Below are 18642 nucleotides of genomic sequence, written 5' to 3'. Positions count from 1 at the left end.
GGCCCCCCCGCCACAGGCCGAGGACATCGGCAGGCGCCCCGCCCGTCACCAGCGCCAGGTCCTCGCCGGGCGCGGCCGTGCCGTACGGCTCCCCGCCCGCCTCCCCGGCGCCCCCCGCACCGGTGTCCTCCTCCGGCTCGGTCACGTCCACCAGACCGGTGTCCACGGCCACCCGCCAGGCCTGGCCGGCGTACCCGGCGGCGTCCTTGTCGTCCGCGTCGAGGCCGAGGTGGGCGGCGGCTCCGGGAAGCTGGTCGGCCGCCAGTTCGCCGCCGACGCCGACGCGGGTTTCGGGCCCGGCCCAGCGGGCCAGCCGTACGGCGCGCGCGAACAGCGGGGCGCCGAGGGCGTCGCGCGCCAGCTCCGCATCGGAGTGCAGCCGTACCGGCGGCAGTGTGGGGTGCGACTCAGCGGACATGGGGAGGCTCTCCTCGCGGACGCGGTGGTGACGGGCGGGCCGTGACGGTCCGGCCCGGCGGCCGGACCGTCATACGTGCCCGAAAACCGGCGACATGGCCGACATGACGGGGCAGTGCGGACATGGCCGATGTGGCGCAGATGACAGGTGTGGCCGTCGTACGGCGACCCAGCGTAGACGCATATCGGGCGCACCCGAGGGGCCATCGCCTTTGGTTCATCCCACAGTCAGCTGCCGTCTCCTCTGGAGGGCTTGACAACTTTGCTGGCAACACAGGAAATTGACGCGCGTAGACGTTTGGGGGCTGACCATCCCCCCGCAGATCTCGCTGTTCGCAGCCTCTCCTTGCCCCTCTCCCACACCGGAGTTTCCTGACCATGCGCTCCTCGCATCCCCGCTCCGCCGCCGTCGCGGCCCTCGTCGCCACCGCGCTGGCCACCGGCCTGCTCGCGGGCTCCGCCGACGCGGCCGAGGGCGCGGCGTCCGCCGACCCGGTACGCATCCACGACATCCAGGGCACCACTCGGATATCCCCGCTCAACGGCAAGCAGGTCTCCGACGTCGAGGGCATCGTGACGGGCGTGCGGACCTACGGCTCGCGCGGCTTCTGGATCCAGGACCCCGACGCCGACGACGACGCCGCGACGAGCGAGGGCGTCTTCGTCTTCACCAGCTCGGTCCCGACCGTCGCCGTGGGCGACGCGGTCAAGGTCTCCGGCACCGTCGGCGAGTACATCCCCGGCGGCGTGAACTCCGGCAACCAGTCGGTGACCCAGATCTCCAAGCCGACCGTCACCGTGGTCTCCTCCGGCAACGCGCTGCCCGAGGCCGCCGCGGTCAACGAGTACACGGTGCCCGCCGAGTACACCCCGGCCGGCGACCCGGCCGCCGGCGGCAGCATCAACGGCCTGACGCTGGAGCCCGCGCGCTACGCCCTGGACTTCTACGAGTCCCTCGAGGGCATGAACGTCAAGATCGGCACCTCGCGCGTGGTCGGCGCCACCACCCCGCACGCGGAGCTGTGGGTCACGGTCAAGGGCTGGGAGAACGCCGCCAGGCGCGGCGGCACCGTCTACGGCTCCTACGAGTCCCAGAACACCGGCCGCCTGAAGATCCAGCAGCTCGCGCCGCTCGCGCAGCAGCCCTTCCCCGTGGCCAACGTCGGCGACAAGCTGACCGGCGTCACCGAAGGCCCCATGGACTTCAACCAGTTCGGCGGCTACACGCTGGTGGCCCGCACCCTCGGCGCCGTCAAGGCGGGCACCATCGCCCCCGAGAAGACCAAGCCGCAGGCCGAGCAGGAGCTCGCGGTCGCCACGTACAACGTCGAGAACCTCGACCCGACGGACCCGCAGGAGAAGTTCGACGCGCTGGCCAAGGCCGTCGTCGAGAACCTCGCCTCCCCCGACATCCTCGCCCTGGAGGAGATCCAGGACGACAACGGCGCCAAGAACGACGGCACCGTCTCCGCGGAGCAGACCCTCACCAAGTTCACCGCGGCCATCGCGGCGGCGGGCGGCCCGGCCTACCAGTGGCGGACCGTCAACCCCGAGGACAAGAAGGACGGGGGCGAGCCCGGCGGCAACATCCGCCAGGTGTTCCTCTTCAACCCGGCGCGGGTCTCCTTCACCGAGCGCGCCCCGGGTGACGCGGTGACGGCGACGGGCGTCGTCACGGAGAACGGCAAGACCCACCTGACCCACTCCCCCGGCCGCGTGGACCCGGCGAACCCGGCGTGGGCCGACAGCCGCAAGCCGCTGGCCGGCGAGTTCACCTTCCGCGGCAAGACGGTCTTCGTGATCGCCAACCACTTCGGCTCGAAGGGCGGCGACGAGGCCCTGACCTCGCACCACCAGCCGCCGCTGCGTTCCTCGGAGGCCAAGCGGCTGCTCCAGGCGCAGGCCGTGAACGGCTTCGTGAAGCAGATCCTGGCCGAGGACAAGAACGCCAACGTCCTCGTCCTCGGCGACATCAACGACTTCGAGTTCTCCGCGACCACGGACGCGCTGGCGGACGGCGGGGCGCTGTACCCGGCGATCAAGTCGCTGCCGAAGGCCGAGCGCTACTCGTACGTCTACCAGGGCAACGCGCAGGTGCTGGACCAGATTCTGACCAGCCCGGCGATCAAGAAGTTCACGTACGACAGCGTGCACATCAACGCGGAGTTCGCCGCCCAGAACAGCGACCACGACCCGCAGGTGCTGCGCTTCCGCCCGTAGTCCCCGGGGCAGGAGCCGCAGGGGGTCCGGCCGCCGTCCCGGCCGGGCCCCCTGCCGCCATCCCGTCATGGTCTTCCGCGTCGCCACGGACCGGCGGGCGAGGGACTGGGCGCGGAGCTGATGCGGCCGGCTGCCGAGCGGGCCCGCGCGCGCGGCTCGGCCGTGACGGGCAGGCCCCGGGCAAGATGGGGACTTTCGACCCTGGCGTGACGCTCGCCACATCTCCACCGAATCGACCGGTTGTGGTGTTGAGTGTCTGCACGCCCGATCTTGTCCCGGCACGCACCGACCGCCCCCCTGGAGGATCCTGGTGTTCCCCTCGATCTCCCTCGCCCAGGAAATCGGCCTCGCCGTCCTGTTCGTGGCAGCGCTCGTCTGGGTGGCGGGCCTGGGCCACATGCTGTGGGACAGCCGCTTCCCCCGGCCGGAGCCCGGTGCCCCCGAGGCCCTGCCGATGATCCCGGGCCAGCGCACCCGCGCCGCGCACCCGATGGAGTCGGTCCAGCTGACGGAGGCGGAGGAACAGGCCTTCGCGGGCCTGATCCGCACGCTCCCCCTGCACTGAGCGCCCCCGGCACCCGGAGCTCCCCCGCCCGCCGGCGCGCCCGGCAGCCCGAGGATGCGGTCAGCACGCTGCTCATCGGCATCGGCACGTGCCCGGGACCGCCCGTGTGCGGCGCCGCGCACACCCGCCTCGTCGTCGGCGGCCTCGCCGTCATCACCCGCAGCGAGCGCACGACGGCCGGACTCGGCCCCCCGGGCGGGCCGCTCCGCCCCGCGGACGCCCCGCGGACCGCGGGGGTCCGGGAGGGCGCCCGGCGGGCGGAGCGGACCGTCAGTTGTGGCTGTGCAGGACCTCGTTCAGGCCGCCCCAGTTCGCCTTGTACGGGCGGGCCTCGACGGCGCCGGTCACCGAGTTGCGGCGGAAGAGGATGTTGTCGGCGCCGGAGAGCTCCAGGGCCTTGACGATCTGGCCGTCCGGCAGGGTGACGCGGGTGCCCGCGGTGACGTACAGGCCGGCCTCGACGACGCATTCGTTGCCGAGGGCGATGCCGATGCCCGCCTCGGCGCCGACCAGGGTGCGCTCGCCGATCGAGATGATCTGCTTGCCGCCGCCCGAGAGGGTGCCCATGGTGGAGGCGCCGCCGCCGATGTCGGAGCCGTCGCCGACGACGACGCCCGCGGAGATGCGGCCCTCGACCATGGAGGTGCCGAGGGTGCCGGCGTTGAAGTTGACGAAGCCCTCGTGCATGACGGTGGTGCCCTCGGCGAGGTGCGCGCCGAGGCGGACGCGGTCCGCGTCGGCGATGCGCACGCCCTTGGGGGCGACGTAGTCGGTCATCCGCGGGAACTTGTCGATCGAGGTGACCTGGAGGTGCAGGCCCTCGGCGCGGGCGTTGAGGCGGACGGTCTCGACCTGGTCGACGGCGACCGGGCCCAGCGAGGTCCACGCGACGTTGGTCAGCAGGCCGAAGACGCCGTCGAGGTTCTGGCCGTGCGGCTTGACCAGGCGGTGGCTGAGCAGGTGCAGGCGCAGGTACGCGTCGTGCGCGTCCAGCGGCTTGTCCTCCAGGGAGGCGATGACCGTGCGGACGGCCACGACCTCGACGCCGCGGACCGCGTCGTTACGGATCGCCTTGGCCGCGGCGGCGCCGAGGGACTCCACGGCCTGCTCGGCGGTGAGGCGCTCGGTGCCGGCCGGGCCGGGCTCGGCGACCAGCTCGGGGGCGGGGAACCAGGTGTCGAGGACGGTGCCGTCGGAGGTGATGGTGGCAAGTCCGGCGGCGACGGCGCCGGTGGTACGCGTAGCAGTCATGCCCGAAACCTAACCGGCGACGGCTTGAGGTTGCGAACCGGTCTCATGTGCCGGTCGGGCCGCGTGTCGCCGCTGCCGCGCCCAGGCCCACAGCACCGCCGCACCCGCCGTCGCCGCGAGGGCGGCGCACAAGGGCCACAGCAGCCCGGGCGCGGCCGAGTACAGCGCTCCGCCCAGCGGCGGGCCGATGACGACCCCGCTGACCGAGATCCCGGCGTACAGGCTCTGGAAGCGCCCGACGGCGTGCTCGGGCGCCTCGTCGGCTACGTAGGCGGTGGCGGTGGTCTTGTAGAGGATCTCGCCGAGGCTCAGCAGCACCATCATCACCACGGCGCTCGCGATCCCCGCTCCGAACAGCAGCGCCGCGTACCCGGCCCCGACCAGCACCAGCCCGGTGCCGATCACCGGCAGCGCCGGACGCTCGCGCAGCGCGACGGCGGCGGGCAGCTCCAGCAGCAGGATCACCCCGCCGTTGAGGGCGATGACGAGCCCGAAGACGCGCGGGTCCAGGCCCTGGTCGGTGAGGAAGACGGCGAAGGTGGAGTACTGCTGGCGGTAGACGGCGTCGGTCACAAGGATCGCGCCGAGCACCACCAACAGGGCCGGCCGGGCCCGCAGTTCAGCGGTGATTCCGCGCCCCCGGCCCCCGTCCGGGACCGCGGAGGTCCTGCGGGAGGCACCGCGCGCCGGGACGACGCGGGCGGTCCAGAGGGCGAAGAAGAGGGTCCCGACGCCGTCGGCGACGAACAGCCAGTCGTACGACAGCCCGGTCGCGATCAGGGCGCCCAGCGGGGGACCCAGGGTGAAGCCGCCGTTGGACACGCACCGTACGACGGCGAAGGCCTGGCGGCGGCCTCCCTCCGGGACGGTGACCGCGACCAGCGCGGAGTTGGCGGCCCGGATCACGCCGGAGGCGTACTGGGCCACCGGGATGGCCGCGAAGAGGAGGGGCGCGGGCAGCAGAGGGAAGGCCATGAGGGTCAGCCCGCCCAGGGTGGCGGCGGCCAGGAGCACCCGGCGGTGGCCGAAGCGGTCGCCGTACCAGCCGCCGGTGAAGTTGCCCGCGACCAGGCCGATTCCGCCGATGCCGGTGACGAGGCCGGCCTGCGCGGCGCCGAGTCCGCGCGGGCCGGTCAGGTAGAGGAAGACGAAGACGAAGGTGAAGCTGACGACGGCGTTGACGAACACCCCCGCAGCCAGCAGCCACACGACCCTCGGTATGTCCTTGAACCCCTGCAGCACACCCGTGCCCCCCGCTTCCACGCTCGACCGATGAGTTAGTTCCTTTTGGGAACGGACTATGTCAGCATGACAGCCTTGGGTCAACGGACAAAGGAGTTCCCATGGCCCAGCGCACACACCTCGGCGACGCGGACTGCGCCATCGCCCAGGCCCTCGATGTGGTGGGCGACTGGTGGACGCTGCTGATCGTGCGCGACGCGGCGCGCGGCCTGCACCGCTTCGACGCGCTCCAGCGCGAGCTGGGCATGTCCCGCAAGGTGCTCGCGGAGCGGCTGAAGCTGCTCGTCGAGGCCGGGGTGTTGTCGCGCGAGCCGTACCAGGAACGTCCGGTGCGGCACGAGTACCGGCTGACCCCGCGCGGGCGGGGACTGCTGCCCGTCCTGGTGGCCCTCCAGGACTGGGGCGACACCTGGATCCTGGGAGAGGGAGAGATGACGGCCACGGCCGACGAGGCATCGCGCGAGGCGGAGCGGGTGCACGCGCTGCGGGGCACGCGGGTGCCGCCGCTGCTGCTGCCGGACCGTTTCGGCGGGACCGGCGACCCGGTGGCGGACACCCCGTTCACGGTCCTGTACTTCTTCCCCGGCGCCTATGCGCGGGCCGAGTCCTATCCGCCCGGCTGGGCCGGGATCCCGGGCGCCAAGGGCTGCACGTTCGAGTCGTGCACGTACCGCGACCAGCTGGCCGAATTCACAGCGGCCGGCGCCACCGTGCACGGCGTCTCGACCCAGCGCCCCGACGAACAGCGGGAGTTCGCGGAGCAGGAGCGGCTGCGCTTCCCGCTCCTCTCGGACGCCGACCTGGCGCTGACGGCCGCGCTGCGGCTGCCGACGTTCCGCGCGGCGGGCGTGAGCCGGATCAAGCGGCTGACCCTCGTCATCGACCGCGACCGCACGGTGCGCGAGGTGATCTACCCGATCCGCGACATCGAGGCGAGCGTACGGACGGCCCTCACGGCGGTCCGCGCCGCCGCCTCCACGGCCTGAGGCTCGCCCGCAAAGCCCCGCCCTGCCCGGGCGGCCGGTGCTACGCCCCGGACCCGGCCCGGCCCCCCAGGACCCGGGCCAGGATCTCCCGGGCGTACGACTCGTCGTACTCGGCGTCCGTCAGCAGGACCTGGAGGCTGATGCCGTCCATCACGGCCACCAGCGCCCGGGCCGTGACCGGGTCGGTCCGCGGGATCAGCGCCTCGGACGCGGCCTCGCACCACTCGGCGGCGACCGGCCGCAGGGCCGGGCGGCGCAGTGCCGCGAGGTAGAGCTCGTACTCCAGCTCCACCCGGCCCCGGTCCGCCGCCAGGAAGTCGCCCAGGAGGCGGGCCAGCGCCCCGGCGAGGTCCGCGTCCGGATCGGCCAGCGCCGGCGCGTCCGCCACCGCCTGCGCGAAGCCCTCGTTGGCCTGCCGCAGCGCCGCGACCAGCAGGTCGTCCAGCGTCTTGAAGTGGTACGTCGTCGAGCCCAGCGGTACGTCGGCCTCGGCGGCCGCGCTGCGGTGGCTCAGTCCGGCGATGCCCTTGGCGCCGACCACCCGGATCGCGGCGTCGATGATCCGCTGGCGCCGGTCCGGGTCGTAGCGCCGCACACCCTGCGGCATCAGTGCGCCCCGCCCAGGTTCAGCAGCACCACCCCGCCGATCACCAGGGCGATCCCGGCGATCTTCGCGGCGGTGGCCGCCTCCCCCAGGAACACCATGCCGATCGCGGCGATGGCCGCGGTGCCGACGCCGGCCCATATCGCGTAGGCCGTGCCGACCGACATGGTCTTCAGCGTCTGCGCGAGGAGGGTGAAGGCTATGGCGTATCCCAGCAGGGTGCCGAGGGAGGGCCACAGCTTCGTGAAGCCGTCGCTGTACTTCATGGCGGTGGTGCCGGCGACCTCGGCGGCGATGGCTGCGGCGAGCAGGACATAGGGCATGCGTACGAGAGTACACAGCGATGCGTACACCCGTACACACGAGTTGCGCCGCGCGCCCGCGCCCGGCTCGCACCCACGAGAACAGCGAGGGCCCCCGGCACGACCGTGCCGGGGGCCCTCCTGCGAGCGCAGATGGTCAGACGTTGAAGCCGAGCGCGCGGAGCTGCTCACGGCCGTCGTCCGTGATCTTGTCCGGGCCCCACGGCGGCATCCAGACCCAGTTGATCCGGAGTTCGTTGACGATGCCGTCCGTCGCCGACTTCGCCTGGTCCTCGATGACGTCCGTCAGCGGGCAGGCCGCCGAGGTCAGCGTCATGTCGAGGGTGGCGATGTTCGCGTCGTCGATGTGGATGCCGTAGATCAGGCCCAGGTTGACGACGTCGATGCCCAGCTCGGGGTCGACCACGTCGTAGAGGGCCTCGCGGACCTCTTCCTCGGTGGCCGGCTTGGTCGACGCCTCGGGCGTCGCGTTCTCGGTCATGCCGTCTTCCTCTCCGCGTCGCCCAGGGCCTGGGCGGTCGCGTCCTTCCACGCCATCCAGCTGAGCAGGGCGCACTTCACACGGGCCGGGTACTTGGAGACGCCGACGAACGCGACCGCGTCCTCCAGCACCTCCTCCATGGCCTCGTCGGGCTCGATCTTGCCCTTGGACTGCATCATCTCCAGGAACGCCGCCTGGATCTTCTGCGCCTCGGCCAGTTCCTTGCCCACGAGCAGCTCGTTCAGCACGGAGGCGCTGGCCTGGCTGATGGAGCAGCCCTGGCCCTCGTAGCTGACATCCGTCAGCTTCTCACCGTCGTACTTCACGCGCAGCGTGATCTCGTCGCCGCAGGTCGGGTTGACGTGGTGCACCTCGGCGTCGCCGTCACGCAGGCCACGCCCGTGCGGGTGCTTGTAGTGGTCCAGGATCAGTTCCTGGTACATCGAATCCAGCTTCACTGCGTCCTCGTCGCCTCGTCCGTCAGCCGAAGAAGTTCCGTACGTGCTCCAGCCCGTCGACCAGTGCGTCGACGTCGGCCGGAGAGGAGTACAGGTAGAAAGACGCTCGCGTCGTCGCCGGAATTCCGTAGCGCAGGCAGACGGGGCGCGCGCAGTGGTGTCCCACGCGGACCGCGATGCCCTGCTCGTCCAGGACCTGGCCGACGTCGTGCGGGTGGATGTCGCCGAGCACGAAGGAGATCGCGGCTCCGCGGTCCTCGGCCGTGGTCGGGCCGATGATCCGCAGGTCCGGCACCTCGGCGAGGCGCTTGATCGCGTACTCGGTGATCGCGTGCTCGTGCGCGGCGATCTTGTCCATGCCGATCGAGGTCAGGTAGTCCACAGCCGCGCCGAGGCCGACGGCCTGGGCGATCGGAGGCGTACCGGCCTCGAACTTGTGCGGCGCCGGGGCGTAGGTCGAGGCGTGCATCGACACGGTCTCGATCATCTCGCCGCCGCCGAGGAACGGAGGCAGGTCCTCCAGGAGCTCCTGGCGGCCCCACAGGACGCCGATGCCGGTCGGGCCGCACATCTTGTGGCCGGTGAAGGCCACGAAGTCGGCGCCGAGCGCCTGCACGTCCAGCGGCATGTGCGGAGCGGCCTGGGAGGCGTCGATCAGCACCAGCGCGCCGACGTCCTGGGCGCGCCGGACGATCGCCTCGACCGGGTTGACCGTGCCCATGATGTTGGAGACCAGCGTGAAGGAGACGATCTTCGTCTTCTCCGTGATGACCTCTTCGATGTCGGACAGGTCGAGCCGGCCGTCGTCGGTGAGGCCGAACCACTTCAGCTTGGCGCCGGTGCGCTGCGCGAGCAGCTGCCACGGCACGATGTTGGAGTGGTGCTCCATCTCCGTGATGGCGATCTCGGTCTCGCGGTCGACCCGGTAGGGCTCGTCCGCCCAGCCGAGCATGTTCGCGACGAGGTTGAGCGACTCCGAGGCGTTCTTGGTGAAGATCACCTCGTCGCGGCTCGGCGCGTTGATGAAGGCGGCGACCTTGTCGCGGGCGCCCTCGTACAGCGCCGTGGCCTCCTCTGCGAGCACGTGCACGCCGCGGTGGACGTTCGCGTTGTGCTGCTCGTAGTACTCGTTCAGCGCGTCGAGCACCTGGCGCGGCTTCTGCGAGGTCGCAGCGTTGTCCAGGTAAACGATCTTCTTCCCGTCGTGGACCACACGATCCAGCAGGGGGAAGTCCTTGCGGATCGCCTCGATGTCGAGGAGGCCAGGCAGCTGTGTCACGCGGTCGCGCCACCCTTCACGTACTTGTCGTAGCCCTCGTTCTCCAGCTGGTCGGCGAGCTCGGCGCCGCCGGACTCGGCGATGCGGCCGTTCGCGAACACGTGCACGAAGTCGGGCTTGATGTAGCGCAGGATGCGCGTGTAGTGGGTGATCAGCAGGGTGCCGACCTCACCGCTCTCGCGGACGCGGTTGACGCCCTCGGAGACGATGCGCAGGGCGTCGACGTCGAGGCCGGAGTCGGTCTCGTCGAGGATCGCGATCTTCGGCTTGAGGAGCTCCAGCTGGAGGATCTCGTGGCGCTTCTTCTCACCGCCGGAGAAGCCCTCGTTGACGTTGCGCTCGGCGAAGGCCGGGTCCATCTGGAGCTGCTCCATCGCGGACTTGACCTCCTTCACCCAGGTGCGCAGCTTGGGGGCCTCGCCGCGGATGGCGGTGGCGGAGGTGCGCAGGAAGTTGGAGACCGAGACGCCGGGGACCTCGACCGGGTACTGCATGGCGAGGAAGACGCCGGCGCGGGCGCGCTCGTCGACGGACATCTCCAGGACGTCCTCGCCGTCGAGGGTGACGGTGCCGCCGGTGATCGTGTACTTCGGGTGGCCGGCCAGCGAGTACGCCAGCGTGGACTTCCCGGAGCCGTTCGGACCCATGATGGCGTGCGTCTCACCCTGCTTGACGGTGAGGTCGACGCCCTTGAGGATCTCGCGGGCGCCGTTCTCGGCCTCGACGGAGACGTGCAGGTCGTGGATTTCAAGCGTTGCCATGGATACCTCAGGACTCCTGGGTGAGGGAGACGAGCACGTCGTCCCCTTCGATCTTTACGGGGTATACGGGGACGGGGCGCGTCGCGGGCAGACCGGAGGGCTTGCCGGTGCGCAGGTCGAAGGCCGACCCGTGCAGCCAGCACTCGATCATGCAGTCCTCGACCTCGCCCTCCGAGAGCGAGACGTTCGCGTGCGAGCAGATGTCGTTGATGGCGAACACCTCCCCGTCGGTGGAGACGATGGACACCGGCGTGCCGTCGAGTTCCACCCGCTTGGGGGTGTTCTCCTCCAGCTCGCTCAGCGCGCAGGCCTTGACGTAGTTCATCAGACGGAACCCTGGAGCTCGGCCTCGATCTTGGAGATCAGGCGCTCCTCGATGTCGTCGACACCGATCTGCTGGACGAGCTCTGCGAAGAAGCCGCGGACGACCAGGCGGCGGGCCTCGTCGGCCGGGATGCCGCGGGCCTGCAGGTAGAAGAGCTGCTCGTCGTCGAAGCGGCCGGTCGCGGAGGCGTGGCCGGCGCCGACGATCTCGCCGGTCTCGATCTCCAGGTTCGGCACGGAGTCGACCCGCGCGCCGTCCGTGAGGACGAGGTTGCGGTTCATCTCGTAGGTGTCGGTGCCCTCGGCGCTCTTCTCGATGAGCACGTCGCCGATCCAGACGGCGTGGGCGTCCTGGCCCTGCAGCGCGCCCTTGTAGACCACGTTCGACTTGCAGTGCGGCGCGTCGTGCGTGACCAGGAGGCGGTGCTCCTGGTGCTGGCCGGCGTCCGTGAAGTACAGGCCGAGCATCTCGGACTCGCCGCCGGGGCCCGCGTAGGTGACGCGCGGGTGCAGGCGGACGAGGTCGCCGCCGAAGGTGACGACGACGGACTTGAAGCTCGCGTCGCGGCCGATGAGGGCGTTGTGCTGCGAGGTGTGGACCGCGGTGTCGTCCCAGTCCTGGACGGACACGAAGGTCACCTTGGCGCCGTCGCCGACGAGGATGTCCACGTTGGCGGCGCGCACGCCGTCACCGGTGTGGTCGATCACGATGATCGCCTCGGCGAAGGGCTTCACGTCGAAGACGGTGTGGCCGAAGGTCGTGCCGCCCTCGCCGTGCAGGGCGACCCGGATGGGCTCGGCGAGCACGGTCTCCTTGGGCACGGTGATGACCGTGGCCTTGGCGAAGGAGGAGAAGGCCTGCGCGGCGACCCGGTCGACGGGCGTGCCGGCCTTGCCGATCCGCTCGTCGCCGCGCTCCACCGACTCGACGCTCACGCCCTCGGGCGCGTCGATCTGGGCCTTCATGGTGCCGTCCGCGACAGCGGTGCCGTCGTGCAGGCCCTTGAGGCGGGCGAGCGGCGTGAAGCGCCACTCCTCCTCGCGGCCGTGCGGGACCGGGAAGTCGGCCACGTCGAAGGACGGGGGCGCGCTCATCCGGGTGGCGACGGTGGACTCGGCGGCCACCGCGATCGCGCCGGCGGTGGTGGAGCCCGCCGGAATGTTCTGAGCCTCAGCCATGGCTGTCGTCTTGCTCGCTCTCTTAAAAGAAGCAGGTCTGCGTCTGTGGATGTGCTGCGGGCGGGGCGGTCGGACTAGCCGACCGAACCCTCCATCTGCAGCTCGATCAGCCGGTTGAGCTCCAGCGCGTACTCCATGGGCAGCTCCTTCGCGATCGGCTCGACGAAGCCGCGCACGATCATGGCCATGGCCTCGAACTCGGTGAGGCCGCGCTGCATCAGGTAGAAGAGCTGGTCGTCGGAGACCTTGGAGACGGTGGCCTCGTGGCCCATCGTCACGTCGTCCTCGCGGACGTCCACGTACGGGTACGTGTCCGAGCGGGAGATCGTGTCCACGAGCAGCGCGTCGCACAGCACGTTGGACTTGGAGCCGGCGGCGCCCTCGCCGATCTCGACCAGGCCGCGGTAGGAGGTGCGGCCACCGCCACGGGCCACCGACTTGGAGACGATGTTCGAGGAGGTGTTCGGCGCCATGTGGACCATCTTGGAGCCGGCGTCCTGGTGCTGGCCCTCGCCCGCGAAGGCGATGGACAGGGTCTCGCCCTTGGCGTGCTCGCCCATCAGGTAGACGGCCGGGTACTTCATGGTGACCTTGGAACCGATGTTGCCGTCGATCCACTCCATGGTCGCGCCCTCGTACGCCACGGCGCGCTTGGTGACCAGGTTGTAGACGTTGTTCGACCAGTTCTGGATCGTCGTGTAGCGGCAGCGGCCGCCCTTCTTGACGATGATCTCGACGACGGCGCTGTGCAGCGAGTCCGAGGAGTAGATCGGGGCGGTGCAGCCCTCGACGTAGTGGACGTAGGCGTCCTCGTCGACGATGATCAGCGTCCGCTCGAACTGGCCCATGTTCTCCGTGTTGATGCGGAAGTAGGCCTGGAGCGGGATGTCCACGTGGACACCCTTGGGGACGTAGATGAACGAGCCGCCGGACCACACCGCGGTGTTCAGCGACGCGAACTTGTTGTCGCCGACCGGGATGACCGTGCCGAAGTACTCCTGGAAGAGCTCCGGGTGCTCCTTGAGCGCGGTGTCCGTGTCGAGGAAGATCACGCCCTGCTCCTCCAGGTCCTCACGGATCTGGTGGTAGACGACCTCGGACTCGTACTGCGCCGCGACACCGGCGACGAGGCGCTGCTTCTCCGCCTCCGGGATGCCGAGCTTGTCGTAGGTGTTCTTGATGTCCTCGGGCAGGTCCTCCCAGGAAGCGGCCTGCTTCTCGGTGGAGCGCACGAAGTACTTGATGTTGTCGAAGTCGATGCCCGAGAGGTCGGAGCCCCACATCGGCATGGGCTTCTTGCCGAAGAGCTTCAGGCCCTTGAGGCGGAGGTTCAGCATCCACTCCGGCTCGGACTTCTTCGCCGAGATGTCGCGGACGACGTCCTCGGACAGACCCCGCTTGGCAGCGGCACCGGCCGCGTCGGAGTCGGCCCAGCCGTATTCATAGGTGCCCAGGCCATCGAGCTCAGGGTGAGCAGTCTCCGTGGTCATGCGGGGTTCCTCCCGGCCGTACTTGCAGATACTGATGTGTCGGTCTGTGTGGTGCCCGCGCTTCGCGGAATGAACGTCGTGCACACTCCGTCGCCATGGGCGATCGTGGCGAGGCGCTGCACGTGCGTCCCGAGCAGGCGGGAGAAGACCTCGGTCTCCGCCTCGCAGAGCTGCGGGAACTGCTCGGCCACGTGGGCGACCGGGCAGTGGTGCTGGCAGAGCTGTTCACCGCTGTGCGGACCGGGAGCGCTCTTCGCCGTAGCAGCGTACCCGTCCTGCGTCAACGCCTTGGCAAGGGCCTCCGTGCGGCCCTCGGGGGCGGCCGCCTCGACGGCCTCCCGGTAGGTCTGCGCCTGCGACTCCATCCGCGCCCTGGCGAAGGCGGCGACGGCCGCCTCGCCCTGCTCGCCGCCGCCGACGGACTGCGCGATCCAGCGCAGGGCGTCCGCGGCGAGCGTGTCGTAGGACTGGTCGAAGGCGTCGCGGCCGCAGTCGGTGAGCGCGAAGACCTTGGCGGGCCGACCGCGCGTCCGCGCTCCGTACACGCGCTGCTCACGGGCTTCGACCACGTCGTCGGCGACGAGGGTGTCGAGGTGGCGGCGGACGGCGGCCTGGGTGAGGCCGAGGCGCTGGGCGAGGTCGGCGACGGTGGACGGGCCGTGGTCCAGGATCGAGCGCGCCACCCGGTTGCGGGTTGACCGCTCCCCGGTGGTGAGCTCCCCCTGGGGGGCCTCGTTCTGCCGTTCGCCGTATTTCACAACGCCATTGTTGCGTAATTAACCGAGCCCGGACAAGCCGTGACGGACGCCACGCCTGGTGGCCTCCATCACTAAGGGTTACCTAATCTATCTACGGAGAGTTATCCGGAGGGCTCGCTTCCGCTCACCCCCCACCCCCTGCCTCCGCCGGACACAACGCTCCCACCAGCACTCATGCGGCCACAGCGGCCCCGGCGCCCCGCACACCGGGTGCGGCGAGAGATCACCGAAACCGGATGGGCCGTACGGGACCACCGGACTGAAAAAAGCCATTTCCGCGACCGGGTGTCCGCATGGCCCGCCCTCGGCCCGGGACCCTCCCCCCAGCTCCGTAGACTCACCCACCATGAGCAACGACCCCGCCGTGGAGATCCGCGGACTGGTGAAGCGGTACGGCGCCAAGACGGCGGTGGACGGACTGGACCTCACCGTCCGCTCGGGCTCCGTCACCGCGGTCCTCGGTCCCAACGGCGCGGGCAAGACGACCACGGTCGAGACCTGCGAGGGCTTCCACCGCCCCGACGCCGGAACCGTCCGCGTCCTCGGCCTCGACCCCGTCGCCCGGGCCGAGGCGCTGCGCCCGCGGATCGGCGTGATGCTCCAGTCCGGAGGCGTCTACTCCGGGGCGCGCGCCGTCGAGATGCTGCGCCACACGGCCAAGCTCCACGCCGACCCGCTCGACCCGGACATGCTGGTGGAGCGCCTGGGACTCGGCGGCTGCGGCCGCACCCCCTACCGCCGGCTCTCCGGCGGCCAGCAGCAGCGCCTGGCCCTGGCCATGGCCGTGGTGGGCCGCCCCGAGCTGGTCTTCCTCGACGAGCCCACCGCGGGCCTGGACCCGCAGGCCCGCCGGGCCACCTGGGACCTCGTACGGGAACTGCGCGCCGACGGGGTCACCGTCGTCCTCACCACCCACCACATGGACGAGGCCGAGCAGCTCGCGGACGAGGTCGCCATCGTGGACGCGGGCCGGGTCATCGCCCACGGCAGCCCCGAGCAGCTGTGCCGGGGCGGCGCCGAGAACACCCTGCGCTTCACCGGCCGCCCCTCCCTCGACCTGGCCTCGCTGCTGAAGGCACTGCCCGACGGAACCCAGGCGGCCGAGGCCGCCCCCGGCGTCTACCGGGTGACCGGCGAGGTCGACCCGCAGCTGCTGGCGACCGTCGCCTCCTGGTGCGCGCAGAACGGCGTGCTGCCGGACAGCCTCTCGGTGGAGCGGCACACCCTCGAAGACGTCTTCCTCGAACTGACCGGCAAGGAGTTGCGCGCATGAGCGCCGGCACGTTCACCCCCCGCCCGGGGGCCGCGCCCGTGTCCCGCATGATCCTCGCCCAGACGGCGCTGGAGACCCGGATGCTGCTGCGCAACGGCGAGCAGCTGCTGCTGACCGTGATCATCCCGGCGCTGCTGCTGATGCTGTTCTCCGCCGTGGACATCGTCGACACCGGCGCCGGCAAGCCGGTGGACTTCCTCGCCCCGGGCATCCTCGCCCTCGCCGTGATGTCCACCGCCTTCACCGGCCAGGCCATCGCCACCGGCTTCGACCGCCGCTACGGGGTCCTCAAGCGGCTCGGGGCCTCCCCGCTGCCGCGCTGGGCGCTGATGGCCGCCAAGACCCTGTCGGTGCTGGTCACCGAGGTGCTGCAGATCGCCCTGCTGACGGCGATCGCCCTCGCGCTGGGCTGGTCCCCGCAGGGGAACCCGCTATCGGTCGCCGCGCTCATCCTGCTGGGCACCGCCGCCTTCTCGGGGCTCGGGCTGCTGATGGCGGGCACGCTCAAGGCCGAGGCCACCCTGGCCGCCGCCAACCTGGTCTTCCTGCTGCTGCTGGTCGGCGGCGGGGTGATCGTGCCGATGGAGAAGTTCCCCGGCGCCGCGCAGTCCGTCCTGGGACTGCTGCCCATCTCGGCCCTGTCCGACGGTCTGCGCGCGGTGCTCCAGCAGGGAGCGGGACTGCCGTGGGGGGACGCGGCCGTCCTCGCGGCCTGGGCCGTGCTCGGGCTGGGCGCCGCCGCGCGGTTCTTCCGCTGGGAATGAAACCCTTCCCCTCGCCACGGCGCAGCCGCGAGGATGGGCGCCTCCACACATGAAGCCGGGGGGCGGACATGGTGCAGCGGGAGGCCGTTCTTCGGCTGGACGACCGGTGGGCGCGGGTGCGGGCGGGGGCCGCGCAGGCGGGGCCGGCGGAGCACGAGAGGCTCCTCGACGAGCTGATCGGCGCCCTGCGCCTGCTGACGGACGACCCCGAGTGCACCGCCCTGCTGGGGCTGCGCCTGGCCGACCGGGCCGCCCTGCGGTTCGCGGCGGGGGACCGCGCGGGCGCGCTCGCCACCATCGAGGAGGGCCTGCGCAGCTCCGAACGCGCCGCCCGGCACACCCCGGAGTACGCCCGCTGGTACGCCCGCGGGCTGATCAACCACGGAGTGTGGCTGGCCTGGCCGCTGAGCGACGCGGACCGGCTGCCGAAGCACCCCCTGGGGCCGGCCGCCGGCGGGGGCCCCAGCGCCATGGAGCGGGCCGCCGGTGAGCGCGCCCGCGATCTGACCCGTACCGCGGTGGAGGTGTGGGCGGGACTGGACCAGCGGGATCCGGTCAACCGGCGGGGCCTCGCCCAGGCCAAGGTGTTCCTCGGGGACCGCCTCGCGGAGCTGGGGCTCACCGAGGACGCGGTCGCCTGGGCCGTGGACGCGGAGTCCGACTTCCGCCGGCTGCTCCTGGCCGATCCCGCCGCGCAGGAGGCCGAGGCCGCCGAGGAGGCCCTCGACCACATCGGCCGCCAGCTGGAACTGCGCCTGCGCCACCTGGCCTTCGACGAACTGGTCGGGCTGCGTACGCGGGGGCTGCTGCCCGAGCGGCTGCTGCCCCGGGCCGTGGTGGCCGCCCGCATCCGGTCGGTGGAGGAGCCCGAGATCGCGGCCCGGCTGCACCTCGGCGGCGAACAGGTGCGCACGATGCTGGAGGTCACCCCGTGGCTCGCGGTGTGGCGCTTCGACGTCCGCGGCCCTGACGGACTGTGGACCGCACTTGCCCACCCCTGGCACAGCGCCACAGAAGTGCGGAACCGGACGGCAGAGGACGTAGGGGCCGAATTGGTGCGCGGCTTCACGAGCTCGCCGGACTATCCGGGCGACGCCGCGCACTGGCGCGTCCTCCTGTGGTGGCACGAGGAGGGCGACCCCGCGGGGGCCAGGTTCCGGCTGCTCGCCGGTCCGGACGCACCACGCCCCACCCCCTCGTGAAAGTTTGCACAAGGGGTCGCCTACGATATGGGGCGTGTTGAACCCCCTCGCATTCATCGCCAGCCGCTGGACTCCGTCACCCCGGATCGTCCGGCGGGCCGCGCTCGCCGCGCTCGTCATGAGCGTGGCCATCGTCGTCACCGGCGGCGCGGTGCGGCTGACCGGATCCGGTCTCGGCTGCGACACCTGGCCCAAGTGCACCGACGACAGCCTGATCGCGACGCAGGAGCAGGGCATCCACGGGGCCATCGAGTTCGGCAACCGGATGCTGACGTACGTACTCAGCGCCGCCGTCGGCTGGGTGATCGTCGCGGCCCGCTCGGCCGAGCCCTGGCGCCGCTCGCTCACGAAGCTCGGCTGGGTCCAGTTCGCCGTCGTGATGGCCAACGCCGTGCTCGGCGGCATCACCGTCATGACGGGCCTCAACCCGTACAGCGTGGCCGGGCACTTCCTGCTCGCCACCACGCTGATCGCCGTGACGACCATCACCTGGCAGCGCGCCGGCGAGGGCGACACCGCTCCCCGCCCGCGCGTCCCCGGCCCGGTGCGCAAGCTGTCGTGGGCGCTGGTCTCCACCACCCTCGTCCTGATCGCCGCGGGCACGGTGGTCACCGGATCCGGCCCGCACGCCGGTGACAGCAGCGAGATCACGCGGATGCCGTTCGACTGGGAGGCCACCGCGCACGTGCACGCGATCGCCGCCTGGGTGGTCTGCGCGCTGGCCGTCGCGATGTGGCTGGTGCTGCGCGTGGTCGACGCCCCCGTCGACACCCGCTCCCGCGCCCGCGACCTGCTGCTCGTGCTGATCGCCCAGGGCGGCATCGGCTACGTGCAGTACTTCACCGACCTGCCCGAACTCCTGGTCGCCGCGCACATGCTCGGCTCCTGCCTGGTGTGGATCACCGTGCTCCGGCTCGCGCTGAGCCTGCGCGAGCGGCCGGCCGACGAGGCGGGGCTCCCCGCGCCGGACGAGGCCCGGCTCTCCACCGTCTGAGCCGGCCGCGCAGGCCGCTCGGGACCGGCCCTCACGGCCGGTCCAGCCGGTAGACGCGGCGGGCGTTGCCC

The 18642-nt window shown here is 71.4% G+C and carries 19 protein-coding genes and 1 pseudogene; 7 read left to right on the top strand and 13 right to left on the bottom strand.

The window, feature by feature from the left end:
* Positions 1 to 418, bottom strand: a pseudogene (locus AVW11_RS32295) (hypothetical protein); the annotation flags it as partial.
* Between the two features lie 377 nt (positions 419 to 795).
* On the opposite strand from AVW11_RS32295, the gene AVW11_RS32290 reads away from it, so the two are divergent.
* Positions 796 to 2637, top strand: coding sequence for an endonuclease/exonuclease/phosphatase family protein (locus AVW11_RS32290; protein WP_060180263.1), 1842 nt, complete (start codon positions 796 to 798; stop codon positions 2635 to 2637).
* A 310-nt stretch (positions 2638 to 2947) separates the two neighbouring features.
* The gene (locus tag AVW11_RS32285) at positions 2948 to 3202 is read left to right on the top strand and encodes a hypothetical protein (protein WP_060180264.1); all 255 of its coding nucleotides are present in this window, start codon (positions 2948 to 2950) and stop codon (positions 3200 to 3202) included.
* A 270-nt stretch (positions 3203 to 3472) separates the two neighbouring features.
* Here AVW11_RS32285 and dapD read toward each other — a convergent pair whose 3' ends face one another.
* Both dapD and AVW11_RS32275 read right to left on the bottom strand, forming a co-directional pair.
* Complete coding sequence (dapD, locus tag AVW11_RS32280) at positions 3473 to 4453, bottom strand: 2,3,4,5-tetrahydropyridine-2,6-dicarboxylate N-succinyltransferase (protein ID WP_076046803.1); 981 nt, start codon at positions 4451 to 4453, stop codon at positions 3473 to 3475.
* Between the two features lie 9 nt (positions 4454 to 4462).
* Positions 4463 to 5692, bottom strand: a complete 1230-nt coding sequence (locus AVW11_RS32275) for an MFS transporter (protein WP_079250885.1) — start codon at positions 5690 to 5692, stop codon at positions 4463 to 4465.
* 104 nt (positions 5693 to 5796) lie between these two features.
* Between AVW11_RS32275 and AVW11_RS32270 the strand changes: the two genes are divergently transcribed.
* Positions 5797 to 6681, top strand: a complete 885-nt coding sequence (locus AVW11_RS32270; protein WP_030846222.1) for a winged helix-turn-helix transcriptional regulator — start codon at positions 5797 to 5799, stop codon at positions 6679 to 6681.
* A gap of 40 nt (positions 6682 to 6721) precedes the next feature.
* Here AVW11_RS32270 and AVW11_RS32265 read toward each other — a convergent pair whose 3' ends face one another.
* From AVW11_RS32265 to AVW11_RS32220, 10 genes are all read right to left on the bottom strand, one after another.
* Complete coding sequence (locus AVW11_RS32265; RefSeq protein WP_030846226.1) at positions 6722 to 7288, bottom strand: TetR/AcrR family transcriptional regulator; 567 nt, start codon at positions 7286 to 7288, stop codon at positions 6722 to 6724.
* Positions 7288 to 7608: a DMT family transporter gene (locus AVW11_RS32260; protein ID WP_030846229.1), complete on the bottom strand. Its 321-nt coding sequence runs from the start codon at positions 7606 to 7608 to the stop codon at positions 7288 to 7290. Before AVW11_RS32260 ends, AVW11_RS32265 begins: the two co-directional genes overlap by 1 nt.
* 136 nt (positions 7609 to 7744) lie before the next feature.
* On the bottom strand, positions 7745 to 8089 hold the full coding sequence (locus AVW11_RS32255; RefSeq protein WP_030027092.1) for a metal-sulfur cluster assembly factor: 345 nt from the start codon (positions 8087 to 8089) through the stop codon (positions 7745 to 7747).
* Entirely contained in the window at positions 8086 to 8547 is a 462-nt protein-coding gene (sufU, locus tag AVW11_RS32250) for a Fe-S cluster assembly sulfur transfer protein SufU (protein WP_076046801.1), read from the bottom strand. The genes AVW11_RS32255 and sufU overlap by 4 nt, the downstream gene beginning before the upstream one ends.
* A 22-nt stretch (positions 8548 to 8569) precedes the next feature.
* The gene (locus tag AVW11_RS32245; RefSeq protein WP_030846237.1) at positions 8570 to 9826 is read right to left on the bottom strand and encodes a cysteine desulfurase; all 1257 of its coding nucleotides are present in this window, start codon (positions 9824 to 9826) and stop codon (positions 8570 to 8572) included.
* Complete coding sequence (gene sufC, locus AVW11_RS32240; protein WP_030027085.1) at positions 9823 to 10587, bottom strand: Fe-S cluster assembly ATPase SufC; 765 nt, start codon at positions 10585 to 10587, stop codon at positions 9823 to 9825. Before sufC ends, AVW11_RS32245 begins: the two co-directional genes overlap by 4 nt.
* 7 nt (positions 10588 to 10594) lie before the next feature.
* Positions 10595 to 10912 (bottom strand): bifunctional 3-phenylpropionate/cinnamic acid dioxygenase ferredoxin subunit, encoded by a 318-nt coding sequence (locus AVW11_RS32235; RefSeq protein WP_030027083.1) that lies wholly within the window; start codon positions 10910 to 10912, stop codon positions 10595 to 10597.
* Entirely contained in the window at positions 10912 to 12090 is a 1179-nt protein-coding gene (gene sufD / locus AVW11_RS32230; protein ID WP_030846242.1) for a Fe-S cluster assembly protein SufD, read from the bottom strand. The genes AVW11_RS32235 and sufD overlap by 1 nt, the downstream gene beginning before the upstream one ends.
* Positions 12091 to 12164: 74 nt before the next feature.
* Positions 12165 to 13580: a Fe-S cluster assembly protein SufB gene (gene sufB, locus AVW11_RS32225; RefSeq protein ID WP_030846245.1), complete on the bottom strand. Its 1416-nt coding sequence runs from the start codon at positions 13578 to 13580 to the stop codon at positions 12165 to 12167.
* The gene (locus tag AVW11_RS32220; RefSeq protein WP_030846248.1) at positions 13577 to 14338 is read right to left on the bottom strand and encodes a helix-turn-helix transcriptional regulator; all 762 of its coding nucleotides are present in this window, start codon (positions 14336 to 14338) and stop codon (positions 13577 to 13579) included. Before AVW11_RS32220 ends, sufB begins: the two co-directional genes overlap by 4 nt.
* A gap of 346 nt (positions 14339 to 14684) precedes the next feature.
* Here AVW11_RS32220 and AVW11_RS32215 point away from each other — a divergent pair, with 346 nt between their 5' ends.
* The 4 genes from AVW11_RS32215 to AVW11_RS32200 all read left to right on the top strand — a co-directional run bounded on the left by AVW11_RS32215 (position 14685) and on the right by AVW11_RS32200 (position 18571).
* Positions 14685 to 15611, top strand: a complete 927-nt coding sequence (locus AVW11_RS32215) for an ABC transporter ATP-binding protein (protein ID WP_030846250.1) — start codon at positions 14685 to 14687, stop codon at positions 15609 to 15611.
* Positions 15608 to 16375 (top strand): ABC transporter permease, encoded by a 768-nt coding sequence (locus AVW11_RS32210; RefSeq protein ID WP_076046800.1) that lies wholly within the window; start codon positions 15608 to 15610, stop codon positions 16373 to 16375. The genes AVW11_RS32215 and AVW11_RS32210 overlap by 4 nt, the downstream gene beginning before the upstream one ends.
* Before the next feature lie 68 nt (positions 16376 to 16443).
* A complete protein-coding gene (locus tag AVW11_RS32205; protein ID WP_079250884.1) occupies positions 16444 to 17577 on the top strand; it encodes a hypothetical protein in 1134 nt (377 codons plus the stop codon).
* 4 nt (positions 17578 to 17581) lie between these two features.
* Complete coding sequence (locus AVW11_RS32200; protein ID WP_079250883.1) at positions 17582 to 18571, top strand: COX15/CtaA family protein; 990 nt, start codon at positions 17582 to 17584, stop codon at positions 18569 to 18571.
* Positions 18572 to 18642: the final 71 nt, after the last annotated feature.

This window comes from Streptomyces amritsarensis (genome assembly GCF_001953875.1).
Taxonomy (GTDB): Bacteria; Actinomycetota; Actinomycetes; order Streptomycetales; family Streptomycetaceae; genus Streptomyces; species Streptomyces amritsarensis.
This window is presented reverse-complemented; position numbering and strand designations above follow the sequence as displayed.

Excerpts from the sequence above, each read along its gene's own strand:
- AVW11_RS32215 (WP_030846250.1), top strand. The coding sequence starts at position 14,685 with ATGAGCAACGACCCCGCCGTGGAGATCCGCGGACTGGTGAAGCGGTAC.
- AVW11_RS32210 (WP_076046800.1), top strand. The coding sequence starts at position 15,608 with ATGAGCGCCGGCACGTTCACCCCCCGCCCGGGGGCCGCGCCCGTGTCC.
- AVW11_RS32265 (WP_030846226.1), bottom strand. The coding sequence starts at position 7,288 with ATGCCGCAGGGTGTGCGGCGCTACGACCCGGACCGGCGCCAGCGGATC.
- sufD (WP_030846242.1), bottom strand. The coding sequence starts at position 12,090 with ATGGCTGAGGCTCAGAACATTCCGGCGGGCTCCACCACCGCCGGCGCG.
- sufC (WP_030027085.1), bottom strand. The coding sequence starts at position 10,587 with ATGGCAACGCTTGAAATCCACGACCTGCACGTCTCCGTCGAGGCCGAG.
- AVW11_RS32270 (WP_030846222.1), top strand. The coding sequence starts at position 5,797 with ATGGCCCAGCGCACACACCTCGGCGACGCGGACTGCGCCATCGCCCAG.
- AVW11_RS32290 (WP_060180263.1), top strand. The coding sequence starts at position 796 with ATGCGCTCCTCGCATCCCCGCTCCGCCGCCGTCGCGGCCCTCGTCGCC.
- AVW11_RS32235 (WP_030027083.1), bottom strand. The coding sequence starts at position 10,912 with ATGAACTACGTCAAGGCCTGCGCGCTGAGCGAGCTGGAGGAGAACACC.
- AVW11_RS32260 (WP_030846229.1), bottom strand. The coding sequence starts at position 7,608 with ATGCCCTATGTCCTGCTCGCCGCAGCCATCGCCGCCGAGGTCGCCGGC.
- sufB (WP_030846245.1), bottom strand. The coding sequence starts at position 13,580 with ATGACCACGGAGACTGCTCACCCTGAGCTCGATGGCCTGGGCACCTAT.
- AVW11_RS32205 (WP_079250884.1), top strand. The coding sequence starts at position 16,444 with ATGGTGCAGCGGGAGGCCGTTCTTCGGCTGGACGACCGGTGGGCGCGG.
- AVW11_RS32255 (WP_030027092.1), bottom strand. The coding sequence starts at position 8,089 with ATGACCGAGAACGCGACGCCCGAGGCGTCGACCAAGCCGGCCACCGAG.
- dapD (WP_076046803.1), bottom strand. The coding sequence starts at position 4,453 with ATGACTGCTACGCGTACCACCGGCGCCGTCGCCGCCGGACTTGCCACC.